We start from the raw sequence: 25,013 nt of genomic DNA, 5'->3' as shown, positions 1-25,013 counted from the left end.
GTGTTAGATAAGGAAATGCCAACTTCTAAAGGTAAAATGCTCAAATCTACTATTACAGTTCTTCCACGGGCAAGATGCCACATAACATCCGTGACAATGTTGGGGGCATTTGAATTATGTAATGGTAAAAGCCATCTTAAATTCCGCCTCAAAACAGGTTTCTGTGCATCTGTCGCATTTAGGGTCCGAAAAGGGTCGTCCCATAATCGTCTTTCTCTATCTCGGTCAACTCGGGGATTCTCGTAAAGTCGGGCTAATTCTATAAGGCATTGAGGCGTTTCAGCTAAGTCTCTAAAATTCCTTATTGCTGCTGCTTCTTCTCTACCACCTGCCTCTGGGAAAAGAGAAGCAATTTGCCGGGGTCTTAAAAGTTCTAGATTGATGGGAGAACATATCCAGATATCTTCGTAGCGTGACATATCGTAATCTTTTCTATTCGTATAAATAACTAAATTGCCCTTAATTTGGGGAATATCTGCTAGTCCTGGAGTGTCTTTTTCTGGATCACGGAACGCGTATTCACCTTCCATATCAAAAATAAGCAAACCCTCTCCTGTTAAAGAAGCCATAGATGTCACTAGCTTGCATAGATTGCTCTTACCATATCCAGTTCGGGCAAATATTGCAGTTCTTTTATCTCTAAATTTATCTAAATCGAAAATCACTTTTATATCTTTAATCTCTTCGCCCAGGGAAAGATCTCCTATGGGTAGAAGATGAGCAGCCTTATCTAATCCTGCACTGGTTATGATCTCGTATTCTTGATCTGTAGGATATCGACAGATAGAAGTTAATTCAGGAAGTAGTCTGTAGTCAGTTTTTATTCTTCCAATCTCTTTCTGTTCATTAGACTGAGAGTCAACTTCTTTTCTTATTTCTATTTCTCCTAAAACTTTAAGTATATAGTGCCTAAAAAACAGAGCTTTTTTTTCCTCCTCAGATAATTCTCGCCCTACTCCTGTGACTTCTCTAACATATTTCTCAACTAATGCTCTTATTCTTTCATCTTTTGTTGCCTGAAAGTCTCCATAAGAAAATTCTTCAACTCTTGCCAGCAGTTTTCTCCTCATAAATTCTGTTTCTTCTATGACTAAGAATTCTCCCAGTTTAGGAGATTTTTCTCTTTCTTGAAAAGCCACAACTATCTCTAATTGATCCTTTTCTTTTCCTCTGCCTATGACAACACCGACCTTTAATTGATCCTTTTCTTTCCCTTTGTTTATAACAGCGTCACCTTCTTTGCTCATGTCTCCTCCTATCTATAGCTCTAGTGTTTTAAGCATATCATAAACATCAGGTGGTAAAGTTCGTCTTAAAGTATTTTCCAGTAAATATACTTTATCTTTTGTAAAAACTACTTTTTCATGTGCTTTTTTGAGAGCAAAAGGATATCCAGGGATTGGATAAGAAGTAGCTGTAGAGTGTTCTGCAACGCCAGATAAAATAATTAGCAATTTATCAAAACATGATTTCGATTCAAAATAATAATGAGGTATATCAACAGCAAATATGTTTTTGCTCCCTGGTAAAGAGTCAAAACGAGCTATTACATACCTACCGAATCTCATTTTAGGGCTTTCTTCCTCTGTTCCAAAATATCGGCTTAATTTGAATCCTAACTCTTTAAATTTTTCATAAGGTAATTTTATCAAAAAGGGACCCTTCCTATTAAAAACATCGTGAACCTTCAGCCACATTGTTATAAGAGGATTTCTTAGCAATTTAGAAGTTTTGCTAATTCCAAGCAAAGGGATACCAATCTTTTTAAAAATTTCGGAAAGCTTTTTTGCGTGATTTTCTCCCATATGATTGAACCTTAAAGTTCCATCTCTTAAAAGTACAGGCTGAATATTGGGAAGTTTTTGTTGAGTTTCTCTAAGAAATAAAGCAGTTTGGTAAAGTTTACTCCATTCTAAAAGTTCTCTAATGAAATCTCCAAGTGTATTTATATTCTCATAACACCCCGGTGGCATTATCCCTTCCCTAGTAACTTCACTCCATTCCATTGCCATTACGAAATCTTTGATAGCTTCATCATTGGTAATCCATTCGTTAAGCTGACTTTTTACCTGTAATCTTTTATCTTCTTCATTTAGAATCGGATTAAGCCAGAATACATATGATTTTGGCATTTCATCTTCAGAGGAAGCCACTTGTAAAAGCATGATACCCATTTCTTTTAGAATACCCCTAAAGAGGCTTTGCCCAGCATCTACAGCTACTGCCGCAGAAATTTGTAAGGTGCTCCTTCGGTTGAGTTTATAGATTTCGGGTTCTGGAAGGGACTCAATTTCTCTTTTAATAATTTCAAATTGAGTTTTAAGAGAATGTTTGGCTTGATTTATTATTTGCATGATCTCTATACAAATTTATTTTTTTTCTACAACAACCCCCTCTCAACCTTAACTCTCTTTTCTGCGCGTTTGAGCGCATTTTTGACGAGATGGTAGAAAAGCGGCTCAGGGTGCTCAAGTTTTGAAACGAGCTCGGGATGATACTGAACACCTATGAAGAAGGGATGGTCAGGGAGTTCCATTATCTGCATTATGTTTTCTTTAGGCTCGTAGCCTGAAAATACGAGTCCCTTTTCCTCGAAAATGTGAACATAATCAGGATTGACCTCATAGCGATGCCTGAAACGCTGGCGTATGAACTCTTTACGGTAAATTTTGTATGCCATGGTGCCCGGCTTAATCTTAACATCCTGCCCCCCAAGACGCATTGTGCCGCCCTTTTTCTTGAGCCCCTTCTGCGAGGGAAGAAGGCATATGACCGGGTGTTTAACCTCTATTCCTTCCTCGGCTGCTTCGGTGGTGTTGGCTCCCTCGAGTTTGCAGACATTGCGCGCGAATTCTATTATAGCAAGCTGCATGCCATAGCATATTCCCAGAAATGGGATTTTGTTCTCCCGGCAATACTTTATTACTGCCATCTTGCCCTCAATTCCTCTCACACCGAAACCACCGGGGACTATAACACCGTCAACTTTTGCCAGAGCTTTCTCGACAGAAATTTTCTTTTGCTCTATTCGCGTTGTTTCAATCCATTTTATGTTTACTTTAGTTTCAAGATGAGCTCCCGCATGAGTTAGTGCCTCGATTATCGAAGCGTATGAATCGTGAAGCGCCGTGTATTTTCCGCATATAGCAATGGTTACCTCTTTTTTAGGATTGAGAATGTTTTGAACCAATTTTTTCCACCTATCAAGTTTTGGGGGCGAGTATATGTTTAGTCGCTGATGTATTATAGCTGTAAGCCCCTGTTCGTCATATCGTAGAGGTATCTCGTAGACGGTTGCCACATCATCTCCCGAGATAACTGATTTTGGCGGTATGTTGCAGAAAAGCGAAATTTTGTCCTTAACTTTTTGAGGAAGTTTCTTCTCCGAGCGACCTATTATTACATCTGGTCTTATTCCGCGCTCGTTGAGAAGTTTAACGCTTTGCTGGGTTGGCTTGGTTTTGTGCTCTCCAACATTTTTCGGGATTGGTATGTATGTGAGGTGAATGTACATTATGTTTTGCGGTCCAACATCCTGTCCAAGCTGCCTTACTGCCTCGATGAAAAGCTCGTTTTCCATGTCGCCAACAGTACCGCCTATCTCTATAAGCACTATGTCCGCATTTTCTTCGCGAGCTATCTCCCAGAAATGCGACTTTATCTCATCCGTCACATGGGGTATTAGCTGTACCGTTTTCCCGAGGAAATCGCCACGCCTTTCTCTCTCAAGTATCCGAGCGTAAATTTTGCCCATGGTAAGGTTCCACTTGGTTTTGCATGTGACCCCGATAAATCGTTCGTAGTGTCCGAAGTCCATATCGACCTCACCGCCATCATCGAGAACGAATACCTCTCCGTGCTCTATGGGATTCATCGTGCCGGGGTCGGTGTTAAGATAACCATCGCACTTTATTGGAATAACTCTTAGTCGGGATTTTAGAAGATGCCCTATGCTTGCGGTTGAAATTCCCTTGCCAAGCCCGGAAAGCACTCCGCCAGTTATAACTATGAATTTCGGAGTTTTTTCGGTTTTCTTCATCATTTATGAATTTATCAAAAAGAGAATATTTCGCAAGCGAAATGGTTGTAGCATAGCTCGCCACAAAATATGGCTTGAAAACACTTTCAATATCAATATATATAACTTGTGAAAAGGCGAGTGCTGCGAAAAGGTGTTACTTTACTTGAAATAGTAACCATAATAGTAATAGCAGGTATACTTGTAGCGTCGTTATTTTTCATCCTGCGTCCGTTTGGGAACAAACTCAGGCTTTCCGGAGCTGCGCTAAAACTCAAACAGGACCTCTCACTCGCAAGGCAAAGAGCGCTTGAGACGGGTTCTGATTGCGCAGTAGAATTTTTCCCTGATTCGAACCCGCAATATTGGCGAATAATGCGTTCTGAGTCGGGAACATTATGGGTTGAGGAAGGCAGGACGGAGCTTCCCAGACAGATAAGGTTCGGAGTCGGAAAGGATGTATTAACTTCCCTCGGACTTGGAGCTATCCCCAGCGATGGAATATCGTTTTCGGGAAACAGAGTTGTTTTCGGACCTCGTTCAGGAGCATCTTCAGCAGGGACAGTATATTTTACCGATGGTGACAAAACTGTCGCCGTGAATGTTAACACTGTGGGAACCGCAATAGTTAGAAAGTTTCAAAATGGCGGGTGGGAATAAAATAAGGCTTTCAGCACGATGTGGATTGACCTTGCTCGAGGTTATGGTTGCGTTCACGATTCTGCTTATAGCGGGGTTAGCACTCATGCCCATGGCAGCTTATATAATGAAGACGAACCTTTACAACAAGCGCATTGCACAGGCAAGACTTCTTATGCAGCAATATGCGGAACAATTTCGTTCCCTTGACTTCGGCGACCCATTAATATCCGATGATGGCGACACCACCGACCTCTGGGATACGCTTTCCTACGACCACACCGACTCAGTCACGGTTGAGGGAACACTTTATGTTCTTGGGTGGAATGTGGTTAATGATTCGCCGACGAGCGGTGTTAAAACCATAAACATTTTTGTTGAGTGGCACGACCCGGCCGTGGAAATGCGAATAAAGAGGGTTAACTTGTTAACCTATAAAACTTCGGCGCCGAGATGAGCAAAGGTTTGCTAAAATTTCGTGACTCAATGACACTTACCGAAATCCTCGTCGCTATGGTTTTGGTGGGGGTTTTACTCAGTGCAACATTTTATGTCTTTTCCAATTTCTTTTCGGCCACATTCTCCCACGAAAAAGTATCTCTTGAGCAGGTTGACATCCAGGTGGCGACAGACTTCACCAAATGGGACATAATGATGGCGGGTTTCGGACTGCCATCTCAGGAAATGCCCATAGAAATAACCGATAATGGCGGATACAATGGCTCGGATATCGTGACATTGCGCGCTACCTCTTTTGGCGTTGGAGGAAAGCGTGCACGATGGACTTACATTTTGTCTCCCTCGGTGGGTGTGCCTCAGATAACGGTTAGAAGATGGGATAATAGAGATGACCTCGTTGTCGGTGATGTGATAACAATTTTGACTCCCACCGGACAAAGGGTGGGTATGCCGCGATACAGGGTTGTCAGTCTTACGCCGACGATAATGCCCGACAGCACACACGCATATATAGTTCAGCTCGACAACATCGTTTCGACCGGTAGAAATTTCGTTTTCCCACTGGCTGACACAAGCGGTGAGGAAGTGGTAACCTACTCTCTTTCAGGCGATACGCTTTACCGGAACAACGACGCGTTCGTCTCCAATGTGGCAGACTTTCAGGTTTCGTTCTGGCTCGACCTCGATGGCGACAGGCAACAGGATAGCGATGAAATAGTATATGACCTCTCATCCGTAATATCGAATCCATCGCTGATAAAAAACATCAGACTCGTTAAGTTGAATGTTCTCACGGCGACTCCTCAAGCCCAAAGTTATGTTACCCCATTTGATTCAATCGTTGTGTGTAACAATGTCGTTCATGTGAGTGATATTGGGGAACACAAAAGATACAATATCTGGGAAAGCAGCGTTTGCCCGAGGAACTTTTAGCATGCGAGCAAAAATTGGAAATAGGCGCGGTGTAGCTATGCTAACCGTTATTATGGTGGTCATTTTTATGATGATTATAGTGGGTATAAGCATCCACCTGCTTGTTAAAGGCGTTAAGGTTACAGGGAGTTCGCGTCGCTACCTTACTACTTTCGAGGCAGCCGAGTCGGGGCTTGAGATAGGGTTCGCTAAAATCGAGGAGGCCGTTATGCAGGCGCAGGATATAAGTGTGGTCCCCCTTAATGTCGCGGGAAAGAGTGTTACGGTAACAGTCGAACAGCTTTTCTCGGGTGTGGTTAGTGGTGCGAATATAGCTTTTGGCGGCACCGGCTATGAGGGAATAGGGACGGGAATTTCCTCTGGGGGAAGCGCGGTGTTTTACAGACTTCAATCAACAGCTACAGGTCCAAAGAAGGAAAAAACAACTCTTGAGACCGTATATAGAAAAATAGTCGGGATAAGAGCCCGATAGGAGGGTTCTATGAAAAAGTTGGCGATAATTTTCTTGGTTTGTTTTAGTGTACTTTTGGCGGTGCCACCGGTTGGCACTGGAGAGCCCGGGAACACCGCTCCCTGCGCCTACCCACCGTTCCTCACGCAGAATGTAATGCCTAATGTGCTTATAATCTTTGACAACTCTGGTTCCATGAACTGGCCTGCCTATGTCGATACTACATCGTCATCACCGGAGGTTTACGATTACGGAAGCTATGACCCTAACAGACGATATTACGGCTATGCTGAACCCGATAGCTACTATGTTTACAACGATGCGACAAAAAGGTTCGAATATACCACCAACTGGGGGACATCCACTGACGCTGACCCTGCCCACAAGCGCTTCAAGGGCAATTTCCTTAATTGGTTGATGTCAAGAAGAATAGACATTTCAAGAAAGGTTTTTGTGGGCGGTAAAGTTCAGGATAGAAGTGTTCCAGGTCCCAAAACTCTGATATGGGAGGACCCGGTTCAAAGTAGGTATTTCTACAAATATTGGTGGTGTGACGATGGCTGCAGGTGGCGTTTTTACAATAGCTATTACGATTATGTAAAGGCTTATAGGCGAAGTAGTTGTACCTCAGGAAGCTATTCGTACAAGTGGACCGCCAAAAAGAAAATCATAGGGCCGGAAAATCCTCACGGGTTTATCCAGAACACTGCCAATAGAATACGCTACGCCATAATGCATTTCAACAATGACCAGGGCGGTAGAATTTACGAATGGATGGGGGCGGATGTCGATGACCTTGTCGATGACATTGAGAACATCGGCTGTAATACATGGACACCGCTTGCGGAATCGTTTTACGAGGGAACCAGGTTTTTTCAGGCAACAACGGGGTACTATAATAGTGTTAACTACGCTAGCCACGACCCGATAGAGTACTGGTGCCAAAAGAACTATGTGATACTTATTACTGACGGTGAAAGCACTCAAGACAGGGACATTCCAAGCTGGCTTAGAGACTACGACGGTGACGGTGATGACCCCGTTCCCCCAGGGAAAAATCCAAATGTATATCCGTGGGCGAGTGATGGTTCAGATTATCTCGACGATGTGGCATTGTGGGCACACACCAACGACCTGAGAAGTGATTTCACTGGTATGCAAAATCTAACTCTTTATACGATTTATACTTTCGGTCAGTCAAGGGATGCTATAGAGATTCTTCAGAGGGCAGCTATAAATGGTGCGTTTGAGGACAGGAACGGAAACCTTATTCCTGATCTTCAAGTGGAGTGGGATGTGGATGGAGATAGCGTTCCTGATGCTTACTTCGGAGCTGAGGATGGCTATCTTCTTGAGGCGGCGCTTATTCAGGTGTTTATTGACCTTATGAGAAATGTGTCTTCCGCTTCGGGTGTATCAGTGGTGACGACATCTACCAAGGGTGAGGGCACGATTTTTCAGGCGCTTTTTTCTCCTTCAAAGTTTACGGGCTCTGTTCAGCTCGATTGGACTGGCGACCTTCATGCGTTGTGGGTTGACCCATGGGGTAATTTCCGTGAGGACACCGATCACGATAAAAAGCTGGACCTTAAAACTGATTACATAGTGCAAATAAGGTTTCACTCAGACAGAAACCAGACGCTTGTCCATCGGTTCGAGGATGATGACGGGGACGGTGAGATAGACGATACCATAGACGCCGTGGACCCGGACTACATAAACTCCGTTTGGCGGGCAGGAAGTATGCTTTTGACCAAGGATGCGGACGATAGGCGAATAATGATTGATTTGCCGTGTGCAACACTCGCGTCCGTAGATTCAACTATGCCAATACCTGTTGATTCACCCACAGTCTTCAATCTTATTGATTTTACCCCATCAGATGATATGAAAAAGCTGCGCAAGCTTTTCGATGTAGAGACTCCTGATGATGTGGACAGTCTTGTTAGGTTTATAAGAGGTGAGGATTTCAAAAGCATTTACTGGCGACAAAGAACCATAGGAACGAATGTGTGGAAACTTGGTGATATAATTCACTCATCACCAACATTCGTGGGTGCCCCGAAAGATAGATACGACCTCGTTTACGGAGATAGAACATACAGGCAATTTTATAGAAGGTATAAAGACCGTGAGGGGAGAGTTTATGTTGGCTCGAATAGTGGTATGATACATGCCTTCAACGCGGGCAGATACCACGAACGCTCAGACCCTTATGTTAGAGGATACCTCGACCCGGGCTCATACGACCTTGGTGAGGAAATATGGGCTATAATACCGTTTTCCGTGATTCCACATTTAAAGTGGCTTACCGACCCAGAGTATTGTCATGTTTACTATGTTGATTCCAAGTCAAAGGCTTTTGATGCAAGGGTTTTCCCAACCGAGGGCGACACGGTCCACACAAATGGATGGGGAACAATTTTGATAATGGGGTTGCGTTTTGGCGGCACCCCATACAATCTTGGATGGCAGATTAATCACTGGCGATTGGTTCCTCCATCGATATTCACGGAAACATCTTTCCCGGTGGCGCCTGCTGGAACTGTGGTCACTACCAACCAGTTGAACTCGTCGTTCATTTGCCTCGATGTAACTATTCCCGATACTCCTCGAGTTTTGTGGGAGCTATGGGACCCATTGCTCGGATATACAGTTAATTATCCTGCAGTAGCCAAAGTGGGGGACAAGTGGTTCTTTATCTCTGGTTCGGGTCCCACCGACCTTGACGGTTTTAGCTCACATAAGGCGATATTCTTCGCGTTGAATGTTGCTGACCCCTCTGATGGTGCGTTGTTCATTTCCGAGCACGATAACGCGCATTCGGGTGAGGCTATGCCGGTGGATGTGGATGTGGATGGCAATGTCGATGTTATCTACTATGGATGTTCCTATTATTCGGGCGGCTCATGGCACGGAAGAATTTATCGTGTGACTACTGGCAGTTCGGACGACCCTACCACATGGAGTCTCTCGGTGCTTATGGATGTTCCGGCGCCAGTTACTGCTCCTGGCGCGGCGACGGTTGACCCGCAGGGTAATCTATGGCTTTATTTCGGGACGGGAAGATACTTCTCGAATATTGATGAAGCCGACTTCTCGCAACAATACATTTTCGCGCTTAAGGATTCAGCATGGAGCGATGGAAGCGAAACATATCGATTCGCTGACCTTTACGATGTGACCGATTTCAGCGTGCAGCTTACGGATACGGGAACTTATGTTTACTCGCCGACAATCCCCGATGGTATGATTTACGATAGTCTCGTTGTCAGGGTGCTTTCTTCTCGTGGCTGGGTCAGAAGACTCAGGGCGGGCGAAAGAGTCATAACAAGGCCGCTCGTCATCGGTGAGGTTGTGTTCTTTGCTTCTTTCATTCCGGACGAGGACATATGTTCTTTCGGAGGGACATCTTATCTTTACGGTCTCGATTATTTAACTGGTGTTCCCGGCAGGACGAGCATTCTTGGTGCGAGCGAATCAGGATGGCTATACACATCCGTGGAGTTGGGTGAAGGTGTGCCGTCTGCGCCTGCTGCTCACATTGGAGTTACTGATAAAGCCGCAATATCTGTGCAACTTTCTACAGGCATTATTTCCACAGCGAGGGCATCGGTAAGGTCCCCCAAAAGCGGCACCATATTCTGGAGAGGTAAGTAAGAAGGAGGAACAATGAATAGAAGACAAATAATCTTTTTAATGGCTTTGGCTATCTTTGCAATAAACTTGTTTGCTCAGGTCAATCCGCGGAGCGTTGTGGGGGCACGCATAAAAGAGGATAAGCCAGCGCGAATCAAGGATCCTAAAATTCCTCCTATAATACCAGAAAATGCGAGTGTCGAAACGCTTTTTACCGTTGATGGCCAGATTATGGGTTTAGATAAGAACCGAATCGCGATAGATGAGAGGTATTATCGGCTAAAGCGGAAAGGGCTTGTGGTCTATGACAAAAAAGGGAAATTGATACCTTATGGCGAACTAAAGGAGGGACAGAATGTAAGAGTAAGGCTTCGGAGAAAAGGCAAAAAGATCTTTGTTGAGGCAATAATGATTTTGCCTGAGGAGGAGAAACGATAAATAATGCGAATTTTTATAGAAAATTTCATCAAACTGTTGCCTCTTATGTTGCCTGTATTCTTTATTTTACGCTTAAAGCGTTTTAAAAGGCTACCAATCATATTTTCCGACAAAGCAGGCAAGATTCCTGTTAAAAGTTTTCAGGAGCTGATTTTACAGAACATCGATGACGGCGTGGTATTAATAGATAGAAATTACAGAATATTAACTTACAACAAAGCCTTTCAGAATATCGTTGGTTCCGACGAAGACCATAAAGGGAAGAATCTCATTGATTTGCTTTTGCCGCGTGACAAGGTACTTTTTGATAGCAAGTTAAAGTCCGCCTTAAATGGTTTCCCCGCAAGAGCGGAGTTCAGAAATCATGAGGACAGAGTGATAGAATCGCTTATTAGGCCACTTTTCTACAAGAACAAAGTTAAGGGCGCTGTTCTTATAATGGAGGATGTTACTGAGATTCGGAGGAATCAGGAACTGCTCGAAATAACCAACGAAATAATAATGAATGTTCCAATAGTTATGGCGGTTTTTCTTCCTAGATTCCGCATTATAGGAATAAATCCATTTACGCAAAGGCTTTTAGGGCTTAGCACAAATTATATTAATGCAAGCAGATGGGATGAGTTCATTGCCGAACCCGATTCGAGGGCTGAAATAAAGAAATTCCTGTGGGACATAATAAACAATAAGAAAACCAAAGCCACCAGAAACATTCATATAAAGGCTGCTGACGGTGAGACCAAAATTATTGCCTTTGAGTTCTCAATTTATTTCGATGAGGAGGGAAAAATAGAGTATATGCTTGCTATTGGTAAGGATTACACCGACATGGTGAAAATGAAATACGCTCTTAATGAGAGTGAGGAGAAATATAGATTCATAGTTGAGAATGCGCTTGATGGCGTGTTTATGACGGATAGGAATGGAGTAATAAAGTATGTTAACAAGGCGGTGGCCGAGATTTTTGAGTATGATAGCGAAAAGGATTTTATCGGCAGAAATTATCTCGATTTCGTTGCACCATCCTTCAAGAAATTCGTTAAAAGGAAACTTATGGACGAGTTCGATAGCATAAGCGAGAGATTCCAGTTCGATTTCCTCGGGCTTTGCAAAGCTGGCGGTATGAAATGGATAAATCTTAAAGCCAAAAAGATCACTATAAAAGGGGAGGAGGTTGTATTCGGAATATTGTGCGATATCAGCAAAAGTAAGATTCTTCTCGAGCAAAAGCAAAGAATAAGGATACTCGATACGATGAGCAGACTTGTTAGCGGCATAGCTCACGATTTCAACAATTCGCTAATGGGGATTATGGGCTATGCATCTCATCTAATGCACACCATGGCTTCGACCGCTCCGGAGCGCAAGATAGTTGGTGCTATACTGAGGAGCAGCCAAAGGGCAGCAGACACGGTAGCGCAATTACTATCGTTTTCAAAAAGCATAAGGCGTGAGCTCAAACCAGTAAATCTTAACGAACTCGTGGAAAGCTCGCTTGAGAACTTCGCTGGAATGATTCCAGATAACATCAAGGTCGTAAAGGAGTACACTGAGGACGACATAATGATTATGGGTGATGAGGTGGGCCTTCATAATTGTCTTCTTAACTTCCTTGTTAATGCGAAGGATGCAATGCCAGACGGGGGTGTAATAACTGTAAAAACTGCTATTGAGGATGTGAGCGATGAACTACTTGAAACAAATATAGAGGCGAGAGCCGGGACATTTGCTACGGTAACTATAAGCGATACCGGCATAGGGATGGACGAGGAGACCATGGAGCACATTTTTGAGCCTTTTTTCACAACGAAGAAAGAACGGGGAACGGGGCTTGGACTTGCTGCCACATACGGAATAATAAAAGCTCATCATGGTTTCATAACTGTCGACAGCAAACCCAAAAAAGGAACCACATTCACGATTTATCTACCTTTAAGTACTGTAACTGAAAAACCAGAATTAGTCCTTGAAGTGGAAACCGCAAAGCATAAGGGCAAGGAGGAAAGCAATGTTCTTGTTCTCGAGGATGACGATGTTTTGTGTGAGCTTTTCGCGTTGTCTCTCGCCGAGGAGGGCCGGAAAGTCAGCGTGGCAAAAACTGTGGAGGAAGCCGAAAAGCTTTTCGAACAAATGAAAGAGGGCATAAAGCTTATAATATCCGACATAAGCATTGGCGAGGGAGAATCGCCTATAGATTGGTTGTCATCCATAAAGAAAAAGTACCCTCACATAAAAATAATATGCACGAGTGGGATGATAGACCTTCCTCCTTCCTACAAGAAATGCAGTGATGCTTTCCTAAAAAAACCTTTCACGACCAAGAAGCTCATCGAAGTCATCGAAAGCGTGCTTTAGAAAGTTTTTTAAGCATGTAGCATCTATCTTATGAGAAACATTCTACATGTTTGCTTTTCCGTGCCGTTGGTGAGCATGGCTATGTATACACCCGAGGGCATTGTCACACCGTCATCCGATTTTCCGAACCATGTTACTGTTCCCTCACCCTTGACTCGCTTTTGGTAGATAAGCTTCCCATTAATCGTGAATATTTTTATGTTGCCGAGCCCGGGGACCGAATATTGAAGTTTTACTGAGCTGTTGAACGGATTAGGTGATGCAGTTAATGTTATTATTGTCGGTTTAATGTTGCGAGGTTCGCTGATTCCGGAGCTTATGTATATCACGCGCCAGCATGTATCGAGCATGTTTGGGCGGCAATATTTTGGACCATCAGCCAGTCTTGCACAAAGCCTGAATGTATCGCTCGATGATGTGCTTGCTCCTCTTATAGCACCGAGGAACTTGCTTTCTTCGACACCAATAACATTTGGCGCGGGGTGCAGAAGGCTATCTCTTCGCCAGCGCCTTATCAGACCCCCTGTGTGATAATAAAGGCTGATGAAACAGAATCTATGTGTTAATGAGTCTGTGTACGCATCCGAAGCATAGATGAGGAAATCCCCCGACAGGGTGGTATCGAACACATCGGGATATGAGCACGAATCTACAGTGGGCGGACTTCTATCAACTATGAACGACCATCTCACTGGAGAGGTTATGTGGTAGCCAAGCACATCCTCAACATATTCCACAGAAACATTTATCTCGCCCTCATTGAATGCCGTGTCAAGAGTGAAAGTTAAAAGAGGCGCCGTATAGGTCATGTGGCTTGGATAGTTGTATGTTACCGAATCCACCATCATTCTTATCGATGTGGGGTCAACGCCATCCGGGTCATTTATAAGAACCTGTATAGACTGTGTTGAACATGCTGTTACGCTTCCCGGTGTTGGAATGTGCGGGACCACTGAAGGTGGAGAGCCACTTCTTATCAAAAACCGCCAGCAGTAGTGAAGCTCATTGGGACAGAAATTCTTGTCCCTGGCGTGAACACAAACGATGTTGGTTTCCGGAAGTGAAACCCCCGATACCCTGACATCGAGGGAGAAATTTATACCGTTCCAACTGAAGCCTGTATCTCCGGGCTGGAATGCGCGGCCATTAACGACGAGGCTGTCGAGTATTATTTTAGTGACATCGTTTAATGTGCCGTTTATGGTGAGTGGCGGTGATGTTATCGTCGCTCCTGCCGATGGCGATGTGCTGACGACTCGGGGGGCAAGGTCGTCCCATATTATGTGGCGACAGAATCGAAATGCGAGCGTATCGCCCGAAATGTCGGAAGCCCGAACGAGGCATACCATTAGTGTTTCCTCTGATGAATCCGGGTAATCGGGGTGGAAGAAGATTTTGTTGCTGTCAATCCACACTTCAGGGTCTGAGGCAGTGTACATCCCATATCCATAGGTTATCTGAACGGTCATCGTATCGAGCGGGTCGTCCAGAGCAAGGTAGAAAACTATTGGAGAATCACACGATAGAATCTCATTTTCGAATGGCAAAGCTGTTGCAACATAAGGGGTCGGGTAAATCGGGCTTTCGTCCAACATGAATGCGTAGATGTCCCAGTTTAGCGATGACCTTCTATCCTGCCACACGACCATGTATTTGTCGAATCTTGAACTGTAGGCGACCTGGGGGTATATCTGTGCTCCTCGCGCTGTGCATAGTGCTGTATCGCGGCTTATGGGCAATAAATTTTCATTGAAATATTTTCCGTAGATGTCGATGTCGGTCTCGCGGCGATTGTCCTGCCAGACAATGAGAAAGCCGTGGCGGTCGCTCGCTATGTCAGGATTTTCCTGGTCCCCCATTCTTCTTACCACAGGGAAGGTCATCGAAAGTGTTGTGGCGGGTGGTGTTAGTTTGCCAACATATATGTCCTGCCCGGTTACACCCTCGTTCTCCTGCCAGACTATTATGAACGGTGATTCTGCTGGTGTTCTGCCGTAAACACCGAAGACTGCGGGTTTGGTCGCGGTAGGATGGTTTACCAGGAGGAAACTCGAACCTATAGGCATTCCGGCGGAATCGAAGTATTGCGCATATATACCCTCGCCTGATGATGTGGAGTCGTGCCAGACAACAAGGAATCGGAATCTGTTGAATGCAACATCAGGATAACATCCTGCGGGACCTGACAGGGTTCCATAGCTTCCGAGCAGAGATGAAAGAGTATCGAGAACTGCGTATTTAACCTGCTGGCGTGAGCCAGTGAACATCCAGACATTGAGGTAAACATCGCCGGAGAACGCTACCGCTGGACTTTCGTAGCCTGTGGTGTCAATCCTCGCTATAACGGTTGGACTGCCCGACACTCCTGAACAACTGATAACTCCGCTCATGAGCATCGTTGTATCTATTGTCGGGTCTGAGGCGTAATCGAGCCATGTCACGAACGCTTCGCCGCCGACGCTTGTTGTCGTTATTGCTGGTCGTATCTCGTTGTAAAATGCCGGTCCGAATACCGCAAAAATAGGCGTTAACCTTCCCGTATCGCACATGGCAACGCCGAAAATGTCTGTATTGCCAATACCATATCGCTGGTCTTCCCAAACTATCAGGAAGCAATCTCTGTCCGAGGCTATGACTGGAAATTTTTGGTCACGGCTGGCGTTGGTAACCACAAATTCCTGGGAAACCAAAAGTGAAAAGAACAAAAGAATGAAAGCAAATTTCTTCATGATAACCCCCTAAAATTTTATTTTTGATATTCTATCCATAGCCTCTTCTATTTTCCTGTTGGGAACGGTCATCGAAAACCTTACGAACCCTTTCCCGCTTGGTCCCATGTTCTCTCCCGGCATAGCGAGTATCCCTGTTTCCTCAAGCAGAAACTTCACGAATTCAAACGAGCTCCCGAATGAATCGGGAATTTTGGTCCAGATGTAAAATGTAGCACCGAAGTTGAAACTTTCAAGTCCGCTTTTTGTAAGGGCATCTTTGAATGTTTTCACTCTATCGCGGTATATCGCTCTTATTTCGTCGTTTATTTGCCAATAGCTATCTATCGCGGTTTTTGCTGCCGCCTGCACTGCCCTGAAAACGCCTGAATCAATGTTTTTCTTAAGGGCTGAGAGCGCAAAAATAGCGTCGCTATTGCCCACCACGAAACCTATCCGCCAACCACTCATGCTGAAAGTTTTGGAAAGCGAGTGAAATTCAACTGCCACATCCAAGGCTCCATCTATCTCAAGTATCGAAGGTGGCGGTGATGAAAAGTAAATCTCGTTGTAAGATGCATCGTTGGCTATAAGGAAACCTTTTTCATGAGCTTTTGTAACGAGTTTCTCGTAAAATTCCTTGGTTGCAACCTGTGTGGTCGGGTTGTTTGGGTTGTTAATGAAAAGAAGCTTCACATTATCATCGAGTGTCGATAAATCGGGGAAAAAATTGTTATCCTCTGTGAGCGGCAATTCTTTCGGGATTCCGCCGGCAAGAACGATACCTGCTCTATAAACTGGGTAGCAGGGTTCTGTGTAAGCTCCAATGTCCCCACTGTTTAGAATAGCGTTCGGAAGATGAAATATTCCTTCCTTGGTGCCAATAAGAACGAGTATGTTTTTTTCGGGGTCCAGTTTTATTTTGTATCTTTGCAGGAAAAATCTTGCGAAGCTTTGCCTTAATTCTCTCTCGCCGGTGTACGATGGATAGTTGTGCGTTTTTGGATTGGCAAGCGATGCTACAAGTGCCCCCTGAATCTCTTTTGGAGGTGGAAAGTCGGGGTCGCCGACTCCCATGTCTATTATGGTTCTGCCAGCTCTTTTGAGCTTTTCCTTTAACGAATCGAGCTCCGCGAACGGGTATGAAATGAATTCCCTGAGTTTTTCGTTCATAAATTTCATAGCAGAATTAATTTTTTCTCGCAATGTTAATAATATAAAAAAATGGCTGGTCAGCAAGTTAAGTAACCAGCCAGATAAGTTGAAAATTAGATAGTTAACATCCCTTTCTTTTTTTAGTGATGAATCTTTTTATCCTTCCGTCTTATCCTTTTCCTCAAGTTTCTTAAGGAACTCCCGAAGATGTTGATTTTCCCTTTTGAGATGTTCTATTTTTGTTTGCAATCTTTCCTTTTTGCCCTTTCTGGTTCTTACATGAATATAAAAAAGCGCTAAAAGACCTATAATCTGAAGAACGCAAAAGGGCCATAGTCCCGAGTAACCCTCTGCTTTTGAGAGAATGATTAAAATTATCGAATTCACCATTAATATTATCAGCATTATCTCAAACATTGTCATCCTGCCTTAATATTTTTATACCGTGTTTTTCGAGCTTTTCCCTAAGTTCGGCATTTTCCTTCTGAAGAGCTTCGAACTCAGCCTGAAGTTTTTCGAAGTGTTTGCGTCGCTTTTTTGTGAAAATCCTTCCCAATGCTATTAAAGCTATCGCAGAAACTATCGCCGCATTGAGTCTCACCAGTGGATGGGGGTCCCAAATTACAGCTAAAATGTTGATAATAAGAATTATATATATCCAATATTCCATCTTATTTATTATATCGCTGTTATCATTTTTCTCAATAGTTTTTAATCAAAATTTTATCTTATCGGAAGCTCGACCACCACTCTTGTGCCCGTGCCAGTGCGACTTTGAATCCATATTTTGCCGTTGTGAGCCTCAACAATTTTTTTGACAACCGCCATGCCAATCCCTATCCCCCCCTGTTTGGTGGAGAAGTATGGCTTGAATATCTTTTCCATAACCTCAGGTGGTATCCCTTTACCCTGATCCGAGACTGCGAAGTAAACCCCAATATCCGATTTCCCGGTTTCTACAACTATTTTATCACCACTTTTGCTCGCATCTAAAGCATTTTGAATGAGGTTTTGCAAAACCTCTGTTATCAGAGCCTTATCCGCATAAATCATAGGAAGTGACTCAGCAAGTGAGGTTTCTATCCGTATTCCTCCCGCTCGAGGCTGAATCATCTCGACACCATTTTTTACGACTTTGTTTATGTTTATTCTCTCGAGTTTGGGAGCTGGCAATCGTGTGTAGTCGAGGAAGCTTTTAAGTATCATATCAAGATGTTTTATCTCGTCTTCTATCAGGCTTATTCTGCGTTTTATTCTTTCGTTTTCACCCAGTTCTTCCGATATAAGTTGCAAGTTCATTCTTATTGTGTTGAGCGGATTTCTTATTTCATGGGCAAGCGAACGGGCGAGTTCATGTATTTCGCTGTCCTTCGGGGATTCTAAGATGACTTTTCTCCGGCTTCCGCGAAACAAAAGCCAGCCTAAAAACAAACCGAGAGCAAAAAATATTGCTGCAATTATCATTTTAAAACAGTTAGATGTTGTAACCTAATTCGCGAAGTTTTTTCTTGCCTTCTTCTGTTATCTTGTCTATCGACCATCTCGGCTCGAATGTTAACTCGACCTCGACATCCTTTACGCCCTCTATTTGCTTTATAGTTTCGGCTACATTCCGCGTTATAATATGATATATCGGACAACCTGGAACTGTAAGAGTCATGAGGATATGCACCTTGCCCTCGTCTGAAATGTCGATGTTGTATATGAAGCCGAGGTCGTAAACATTAACAGGGATTTCTGGGTCGTAAACATTCCGAAGTGCTGCTATTATTTTTTCTTTTAAAGCTTCCTTATCCATTTTGCCTCCAAATTTAAAGTATGTAAATAACCGTTAATATTGTTGCTACCCACAGGAGTAAGTTAATGATAAAAGGCGTATCCGAAAGAACAAGTTTTTCTGGCTCCTCGCCTTTGCCGTCAATGTGGACTAAGTAGAAATAGCGAAAAATGCCATAGATAACGAATGGTAGCGAAAATCCAAGGTATGGTGTGCCGAAGTTTTTAATAGTAGTGGGTGAAAAAACATACAGGGAGTATGCGGTAAGCGTTGCCGCTGCCTCGATGGTAAGAAGCTGGTCCAAAAAATTTATGTCATAGAATTTCATTACGGTTCGGCTTAGGTGCTGGTTTTCATTAGTTATTCGCCAAAGTTCCTGCCTTCGTTTCGCGGTCACCATAAAGAGGGCGAGCAAGCTCGTGCAAAGTATGAGCCAGTTCGAAATAACCACCGATAGCACTACTGCCCCAGCAGCAGCTCTTAGAAGAAATCCTAATGCGATAACCAAGATATCTACTATAACCATGTGTTTAAGCCATACGGAATAAAGGAGCTGGAGAATAAAGTAGGAGAGGGCTATCAAGAACATTCCCCTACCGAGCGTATAAGACCAGATGAGCCCAACCGCAATTAGTATTACCATACTTACCCATGCGAGCCATAATGGCAACTGTCCTGAGGGAAGCGGGCGTTTTCGCTTCTGCGGGTGAAGCCTGTCGAATGGAAGGTCGGCGATGTCGTTGAGCATGTAAACTCCGCTCGATAGTATGCAAAAAGCCCCAAACGCAGAAAGTGAAGTTAAAAATTTTTGTGGATTTAAAAATTCCTGCGAAAAAATAAGCCCTGCAAAAACGAAGACATTCTTAGTCCACTGAATCGGGCGCATCGAACGAAGGATAGCTTTAAGGTATTGTTTCAGCATGTTATTGTTTCTCCGTTTCGTTTGTTTCCGGCTTTCTGGCGATAACCCCTATGGAAAGCGTTGTGTAACAGAAAAGCCTTTTTCGCCTTAACTTTTCACGCAGATATTTCCTCAACTTCCAGAGCACAGGGACTTTAAACGGGTATAACGGGAGCTTAACGCCAAATTTCCAGAGTATCTCGCGAAATGCTCTATAGAAAAATGATGGATACATCCAGTCACCGTAGAAACCTATTGGCTCGAACCCATGCTGGCGCAAAATGTTTTCAAGCTGTCCGAGCGAAAATTCAGTTTCCCAGCCCGCAAACCACGCATCGAGGGCGATAAGTATGTGTTTGACTACTGTGTAGATATGCCATCTTTGCGGAACATCTATTATGGCTATTCCACCGGGTTTTAATACGCGATAGTTCTCCTTTAAAATTCCTGATGGGTCCCGGAAGTGTTCGAGAAGTCCTTGATGGAATACCACATCAAACGAGTTATCTGGAAACGGCAGCGCGAAAGCATTCCCCTGAACAGGTAAGACCTTTGCCCTCGATTTTTCGTTCAAATTTTTTATTATTTCCATCGCGGCGTCGGCATAGTCGAGCACCACCACATTAGCCCCAGATTCTGCTAATGTAAAGCTATCCCTTCCCGTTCCTGCGCCTATCTCAGCTATCCACTTGCCATTAAGGTCTGGCACGAACTCTGAAAGCGCAGCGACTATCCTGCCCGAGGTATCGTAAATCTGGCTGGGGTCCTTTTTCTGAGACCAAAATTTTTCCCAGTGACTTCTTTCGCTTGTCCTTGCCAATAAATTCTCCTTTCTATTACTGCCATCTACGGAAAATAAGAGTAAGAACCAAAGTTAAAATTATGGATAGCAAAATACATGTCATTATGGGAAAGTAAAATACAAAATTCTTTTTTCGGATGACTATGTCGCCTGGAAGATGTCCTATAGGTGTTTTTGCGAAAACCCAAACGAGCGCTGCGATAAGTATTATTATAATGCCTATTATGAAAAGTATTTTCGATAGTTCCGATAGCATATTAAAAATATTATCCACAAACCAAGTTTGTCGCAACAAGTATTGGCTGTTCTTTTTCGGATAATTAAATTTATCTTGACTAAGTTTTAGTTGTTTCTATTTTGGCAAGCGAAGGTTAAAAAGAGGCGATAAATATGGTGAAATTACTTTTAGCATTGCTCGTTATTGACGCGATATTGATAGTAATATCGATTCTTCTTCAGCCGAGAAGCCAATACGGTGTTGGCGCTACATTCGGCGGTGGCGGGTATGCTACCGAGCTTTTCGGTGGCAGAGGTGGGATGGCGTTTCTAACCAAAGTTACTGCCGTTCTTTCGATAATCTTTTTGATTCTTATTTTTGCGCTTAATCACTATCTTGCCTCGCCATCGCGTCCACGACCGATGATGGAAAGGGAAGCCGCGCCTACTGTGCCTATGACTCCTGAAGAGGCTGCACCTGTGCAGGGTCAACCGGCTGCACCAACTCAACCACCTACTGGTCAGCCCGCTCCAACTGGACAGCCCACGCCATCAGGACAACCCGCTCCCGCTGGTCAGTAAAGTTTTTTGTGATGCTTAGAACTCTAACCTCGATAAGCATAATTATGGGGGAGAATGTTCCCAAAAGTTTTGCCCAAAGTGATTTATTCGAACTTGAGGAGCAGTGTCTTGCGCCGTATGCGTGTTATAGCGCGAAAAGCCGGGGCAGACATTATCCTGAGCCACCCCACCCGTATCGCCCGCCGTTCGAGCGCGACCGCGAACGAATAATTCATTCAACGGCTTTCAGAAGGCTGCAATATAAGACTCAGGTCTTCGTTAACCACGAGGGCGACCATTTCCGCACCCGAATGAGCCACACTATAGAGGTGGCGACCATAGGGCGTGTTATAGCGCGAGTGCTTAGGCTTAATACTGACCTCGTCGAAGCTATATCGCTTGCCCATGACCTTGGACACACCCCATTCGGGCATACTGGCGAGGAAGTGTTGAATGAACTAACGAGTGACATCGGCGGATTTGAGCACAACAGGCAATCGTTGCGCATAGTGGAGTATCTTGAGAGAAAATACCCTGAGTTTCCGGGATTAAACCTTACTTATGAGACGAGGGAGGGTATAGAAAAGCACTTCACGCCTTACGACCATCCCGGCGAGAGAACACTTTTCGGTGAATCAACTAAAATGCCATCTCTTGAGGCGCAGGTAGTAAATATTGCGGATGAACTTGCCTACACATACCATGACATCGATGACGGCTTATATTCGGGAATATTGGTTCCTGAGGAGCTCGAACGAGGTTTTCCTCTTTTTGGAGAGATATCAAAGCGGGTTAGGAAAATGTATCCCGGCGTGGATGACGAGATATGGCGCTCGTTGTGCATAAAAGAGCTAATAAATACGCTCGTTACTGATGTTATCGAGGAATCGAAGCGAAGGATAGAGAAAGTAGCTCCTGAATCAGTGGATGATGTCAGAGCCTATCCTGAGCAATTGATAGGTTTTTCGGATGAAATATCCGAGCAAATGAAGTACGCGAGCAAATTCCTCTTTGAAAATCTTTACAGACACTATAAAGTATTAAGAATGAGTATGAAGTCGAGGTTCATAATCGAGGCGCTATTTAAGGCATACTTGGAGGAGCCGCGCCAATTGCCGACTACATCGCGGAAAAGGCTTGAACACGAGCCAATAAAAAGGGTAATAGCGGATTATATCGCAGGAATGACGGATAGATACGCAATGCTTGAGTACAAAAAACTTTTTGACCCATACGAAAGGTTGCTTTGAAAGGAAAGGTTGCTATGGCGAAGAGGAAGAAAATAGATCGACACGAGCTTAAACGCGACAGATTCATGGAAGATATAATAAAGATTTATACTGCCGCCAAGGAGAATCCGCAGAAGTTTATAACATACGCTGTCGTGGTTGTGGCGGTTGTGGCTGCTATTTTCGGTTATCTTGGATATAGAAGCAAACATAAGAAGGATGCACAGGAAAAGCTTGGCTTGGTATATATTATGATGGGCGCGGAGCAGTATCGTGAGGCTTTCGACACGCTTCAGTCATTGGTAAACAACTACGGCAACACGAAACCAGCGAAGACTGCGACATACCTTCTGGCTCATCTTTACTATGCGTTCGGATATCTCGATTCGGCTATTGCTCTGTATCAACGGTATCTATCTTTTGAGGACAAGGATTCCGACCTTGCTGCTGCCTCGCTTTTTGGTTTAGGTGCGATATATGAGGACAAATCCCGATATGATGAGGCTATTTGCTACTATAAGCAGGTTGTAGACAGTTATCCCGATTTTTTCCGTGCTGATGAGGCTATGGCTTCTATGGCGCGATGTTACGAGCTTAAAGGTGACCCCATGACAGCACTTAAAATTTATCAGGAGTTTTTAGTTAGATATCCTGAGAGCACGCTTACGAAACGCGTTAAGCTTTTCCTTGCGCGCCTTGAGGCTAATTTGACACCGCAAATAGAGTCGCAAACTTTAACCAAGAAACCCGAAGGATAGACCAATGAAAGAGCCATTCAACATATTTGACGATTTCGTTCCTAAAGGGGAGAAATCCAAAGCTGGCGCCGAAACCCCAGAGCTTGAGCACGATGAGGTGGAGGAGGGCAAGGCGCTGGCGGTATTGGCTTATATACCCATTCTATGTTTTATTCCTTACTTTCAGGGCAGAAACAACAAATTCGTTTTCGAACACGCCAAGCAGGGGATAATACTGTTTTTGTTCGAGGTTATAGCTCTTCTTGGGGCACTTTTCTGGAAAGCAGCGCTGTTTCTTGCGGCTATAGCCTCGCTTGTTGGCGTTGTGATAGTTCTTCAGGGAAGGTTGTGGCGAATACCATTTATCGGAGTGCTCGCGGAAAGACTTCAGTCGGAAGCGGAGACTGAGAAGGGTGAGGAAGGATAGGATTTACCTTATATTTTAGGCCGTAGAAGTGAGCGTAATCTTCTCGAAACTACCTTAGCTCTTTCTTGGATGAAAGCTTCGTAATCATTGTTGAAGATCCCAAATTTTTCAGCATCGTTAATGAAATGTGATCTAAGTGCTTTCTCAATATCGTCATTCTCTCTCATAAATTCTCTTATGTATTTCGATGGGGGTTTAGCCCCGATTACTCTTTTGTTTAAGTAATCATCGACCAAAATTATATTCAAAATCACATTTGCTTTATCATCATTGATGCCTTTTCTCCTAAGATAAGCCCGCGGGAAGAAATGATGATAATTTCTACTATTAGCTCGTCTAAGCCATGAATTGTCAAGCCTTATTGATGAGTTGTTTCTTAGATTTAGGGGATTATTAGCTGCGTAAACACACAGCAATGCTTTACAGTATGCCTCGGAGGTGCTGAATCGTTTTTCAATTAAATCTTCAAAGCTAATTTTAAGTTCTTCTTCTGGATAATCAGGCGGTTCGTTATTGACAATTTTGTCCATTTTTAGTAAATCTTGTTCGATTTTTGCGGGAACACCACTTGTAAATCGATTTGTTAGTGAAGCCCAATAGAAGTATTGTGTGAGAAGTTTGGTTTGAATATTATTTGTAGTTTCGCTTCCGTTTTTCTCATAATTTTTTATAAAAAAGTACGAAAATGGTACTAATAGGGAATAATAAGGCATAAGGCTCGAGACTGGCACTTTTATGCTATTTCTCAAAAAATCGACCGCTGGGAATATCCCTCTTTCTTTTACTATGTTCCATGATTCTATAACATCGTTTTTATTCAGTCTTAATATTTCTCTCTTTGATACTTTGTTTTTGATATATGCTGCGATGCACTGTAGGACAACAGATTCAGGGATAGTATCATAGTTTGAATCCTCTAAATCCTTACATTCACCATTACTGTTGATTAATCTTTCGTATTCCTTGGATAAATCGAAATTCCTTGTTTCATCGTAAGTTTTAGCTACCATTATTTCAAATAGAGTAAGTACTGTGCCGCCTGTATTTATTCTTGTGAAAATGGTGCATGCTATATCTAACGGGCAATCTGTTAGCTCGACAACTGGGATAGAATAGTTAATTATCCTGTTTTTATATGTTTCAATAAGGTCCGCCTTGTGTTCACCGTATTTTTTGAACAATAGCGTTAGCTTTGATTTTAAAAGTTCATAAAGTGTCACATAGGTAAAATCATTATTTTTTTCTGTAGTAACTATATCCTCATCTGTGTTAGGTGGAAGTGACAAGTTTAAGTATATATCTTTATAATCAATCGGTTTTTGATTTTCTTTTGCAACAATGGCTCCCTTTTTTATCGCGAAAAGAGATGTTAATCGTTGCTGTCCGTCCAAAACATAGTAAATGTAATCTCCTTCTTTTGGTTCTGGTAAATTTATGTTGCCAATATTCCTCAGTGACCTTAAACGATCTTTTGTTTTCCACAATATAAGATTACCTATCAGATTCCCTTTTAACAAGCTCTAGAACAAGGAAGCCCGTTTTACCCAAACCCCCCCCAACACGCGACC

The 25,013-nt window shown here is 43.5% G+C and carries 24 protein-coding genes; 11 read left to right on the top strand and 13 right to left on the bottom strand.

Features of this window, described 5'->3' with window-relative positions; translation table 11 throughout:
* The 3 genes from J7J62_08700 to pyrG all read right to left on the bottom strand — a co-directional run.
* Positions 1-1,247, bottom strand: a 1,247-nt coding sequence (locus J7J62_08700; protein ID MCD6125231.1) for a DUF87 domain-containing protein, incomplete at its 3' end; no start/stop codon positions are given.
* A gap of 12 nt (positions 1,248-1,259) precedes the next feature.
* Positions 1,260-2,354 carry a DNA double-strand break repair nuclease NurA gene (locus J7J62_08695; protein ID MCD6125230.1) on the bottom strand — a complete coding sequence of 365 codons (1,095 nt, stop codon included), beginning with the start codon at positions 2,352-2,354 and terminating at the stop codon, positions 1,260-1,262.
* A 26-nt stretch (positions 2,355-2,380) separates the two neighbouring features.
* On the bottom strand, positions 2,381-4,039 hold the full coding sequence (pyrG, locus tag J7J62_08690; protein MCD6125229.1) for a CTP synthase (glutamine hydrolyzing): 1,659 nt from the start codon (positions 4,037-4,039) through the stop codon (positions 2,381-2,383).
* Positions 4,040-4,147: 108 nt separating this feature from the next.
* Here pyrG and J7J62_08685 point away from each other — a divergent pair, with 108 nt between their 5' ends.
* The 7 genes from J7J62_08685 to J7J62_08655 are packed head-to-tail and all read left to right on the top strand — an operon-like array spanning position 4,148 to position 12,932.
* The gene (locus tag J7J62_08685) at positions 4,148-4,678 is read left to right on the top strand and encodes a GspH/FimT family pseudopilin (GenBank protein MCD6125228.1); all 531 of its coding nucleotides are present in this window, start codon (positions 4,148-4,150) and stop codon (positions 4,676-4,678) included.
* A complete protein-coding gene (locus tag J7J62_08680; GenBank protein ID MCD6125227.1) occupies positions 4,662-5,114 on the top strand; it encodes a type II secretion system protein in 453 nt (150 codons plus the stop codon). Before J7J62_08685 ends, J7J62_08680 begins: the two co-directional genes overlap by 17 nt.
* Positions 5,111-6,049 (top strand): hypothetical protein, encoded by a 939-nt coding sequence (locus tag J7J62_08675; GenBank protein ID MCD6125226.1) that lies wholly within the window; start codon positions 5,111-5,113, stop codon positions 6,047-6,049. The genes J7J62_08680 and J7J62_08675 overlap by 4 nt, the downstream gene beginning before the upstream one ends.
* A 1-nt stretch (position 6,050) precedes the next feature.
* Positions 6,051-6,521, top strand: coding sequence for a hypothetical protein (locus J7J62_08670; protein ID MCD6125225.1), 471 nt, complete (start codon positions 6,051-6,053; stop codon positions 6,519-6,521).
* A 9-nt stretch (positions 6,522-6,530) separates the two neighbouring features.
* Positions 6,531-10,160, top strand: coding sequence for a hypothetical protein (locus J7J62_08665; protein ID MCD6125224.1), 3,630 nt, complete (start codon positions 6,531-6,533; stop codon positions 10,158-10,160).
* Between the two features lie 12 nt (positions 10,161-10,172).
* Positions 10,173-10,577, top strand: coding sequence for a hypothetical protein (locus J7J62_08660; protein MCD6125223.1), 405 nt, complete (start codon positions 10,173-10,175; stop codon positions 10,575-10,577).
* A gap of 3 nt (positions 10,578-10,580) precedes the next feature.
* Positions 10,581-12,932, top strand: a complete 2,352-nt coding sequence (locus J7J62_08655) for a PAS domain S-box protein (protein ID MCD6125222.1) — start codon at positions 10,581-10,583, stop codon at positions 12,930-12,932.
* 23 nt (positions 12,933-12,955) lie between these two features.
* Here the strand turns inward: J7J62_08655 and J7J62_08650 are convergent, their stop codons facing one another.
* The 9 genes from J7J62_08650 to J7J62_08610 form a co-directional block, all read right to left on the bottom strand.
* A complete protein-coding gene (locus J7J62_08650) occupies positions 12,956-15,661 on the bottom strand; it encodes a T9SS type A sorting domain-containing protein (protein ID MCD6125221.1) in 2,706 nt (901 codons plus the stop codon).
* Positions 15,662-15,670: 9 nt separating this feature from the next.
* A complete protein-coding gene (locus J7J62_08645) occupies positions 15,671-16,813 on the bottom strand; it encodes an aminotransferase class I/II-fold pyridoxal phosphate-dependent enzyme (protein MCD6125220.1) in 1,143 nt (380 codons plus the stop codon).
* Between the two features lie 138 nt (positions 16,814-16,951).
* The gene (locus J7J62_08640; protein ID MCD6125219.1) at positions 16,952-17,212 is read right to left on the bottom strand and encodes a hypothetical protein; all 261 of its coding nucleotides are present in this window, start codon (positions 17,210-17,212) and stop codon (positions 16,952-16,954) included.
* Positions 17,205-17,465 carry a hypothetical protein gene (locus J7J62_08635; protein MCD6125218.1) on the bottom strand — a complete coding sequence of 87 codons (261 nt, stop codon included), beginning with the start codon at positions 17,463-17,465 and terminating at the stop codon, positions 17,205-17,207. The genes J7J62_08640 and J7J62_08635 overlap by 8 nt, the downstream gene beginning before the upstream one ends.
* 53 nt (positions 17,466-17,518) lie before the next feature.
* Positions 17,519-18,259: a GHKL domain-containing protein gene (locus tag J7J62_08630; protein ID MCD6125217.1), complete on the bottom strand. Its 741-nt coding sequence runs from the start codon at positions 18,257-18,259 to the stop codon at positions 17,519-17,521.
* A gap of 10 nt (positions 18,260-18,269) precedes the next feature.
* Entirely contained in the window at positions 18,270-18,593 is a 324-nt protein-coding gene (locus J7J62_08625; GenBank protein ID MCD6125216.1) for a DUF59 domain-containing protein, read from the bottom strand.
* Positions 18,594-18,606: 13 nt separating this feature from the next.
* On the bottom strand, positions 18,607-19,494 hold the full coding sequence (locus J7J62_08620) for a decaprenyl-phosphate phosphoribosyltransferase (protein ID MCD6125215.1): 888 nt from the start codon (positions 19,492-19,494) through the stop codon (positions 18,607-18,609).
* A gap of 1 nt (position 19,495) precedes the next feature.
* On the bottom strand, positions 19,496-20,293 hold the full coding sequence (locus J7J62_08615) for a class I SAM-dependent methyltransferase (protein MCD6125214.1): 798 nt from the start codon (positions 20,291-20,293) through the stop codon (positions 19,496-19,498).
* Positions 20,294-20,309: 16 nt separating this feature from the next.
* On the bottom strand, positions 20,310-20,531 hold the full coding sequence (locus J7J62_08610) for a DUF2905 domain-containing protein (GenBank protein MCD6125213.1): 222 nt from the start codon (positions 20,529-20,531) through the stop codon (positions 20,310-20,312).
* Between the two features lie 134 nt (positions 20,532-20,665).
* On the opposite strand from J7J62_08610, the gene secG reads away from it, so the two are divergent.
* Genes secG through J7J62_08590 form a run of 4 tightly spaced genes read left to right on the top strand, consistent with a single transcriptional unit; the run spans position 20,666 to position 23,445 of the window.
* The gene (gene secG / locus J7J62_08605; protein ID MCD6125212.1) at positions 20,666-21,073 is read left to right on the top strand and encodes a preprotein translocase subunit SecG; all 408 of its coding nucleotides are present in this window, start codon (positions 20,666-20,668) and stop codon (positions 21,071-21,073) included.
* Positions 21,074-21,117: 44 nt separating this feature from the next.
* Complete coding sequence (locus tag J7J62_08600; protein ID MCD6125211.1) at positions 21,118-22,302, top strand: deoxyguanosinetriphosphate triphosphohydrolase; 1,185 nt, start codon at positions 21,118-21,120, stop codon at positions 22,300-22,302.
* Positions 22,303-22,316: 14 nt separating this feature from the next.
* Entirely contained in the window at positions 22,317-23,039 is a 723-nt protein-coding gene (locus J7J62_08595) for a tetratricopeptide repeat protein (protein ID MCD6125210.1), read from the top strand.
* Positions 23,040-23,043: 4 nt separating this feature from the next.
* Positions 23,044-23,445, top strand: coding sequence for a hypothetical protein (locus J7J62_08590; GenBank protein MCD6125209.1), 402 nt, complete (start codon positions 23,044-23,046; stop codon positions 23,443-23,445).
* Positions 23,446-23,453: 8 nt separating this feature from the next.
* Here the strand turns inward: J7J62_08590 and J7J62_08585 are convergent, their stop codons facing one another.
* Positions 23,454-24,962: a DUF262 domain-containing protein gene (locus J7J62_08585; protein MCD6125208.1), complete on the bottom strand. Its 1,509-nt coding sequence runs from the start codon at positions 24,960-24,962 to the stop codon at positions 23,454-23,456.
* Positions 24,963-25,013 lie beyond the last annotated feature (51 nt).

Source organism: bacterium (assembly GCA_021159335.1).
In the GTDB taxonomy this organism is placed as follows: domain Bacteria; phylum UBP14; class UBA6098; order B30-G16; family B30-G16; genus JAGGRZ01.
This window is presented reverse-complemented; position numbering and strand designations above follow the sequence as displayed.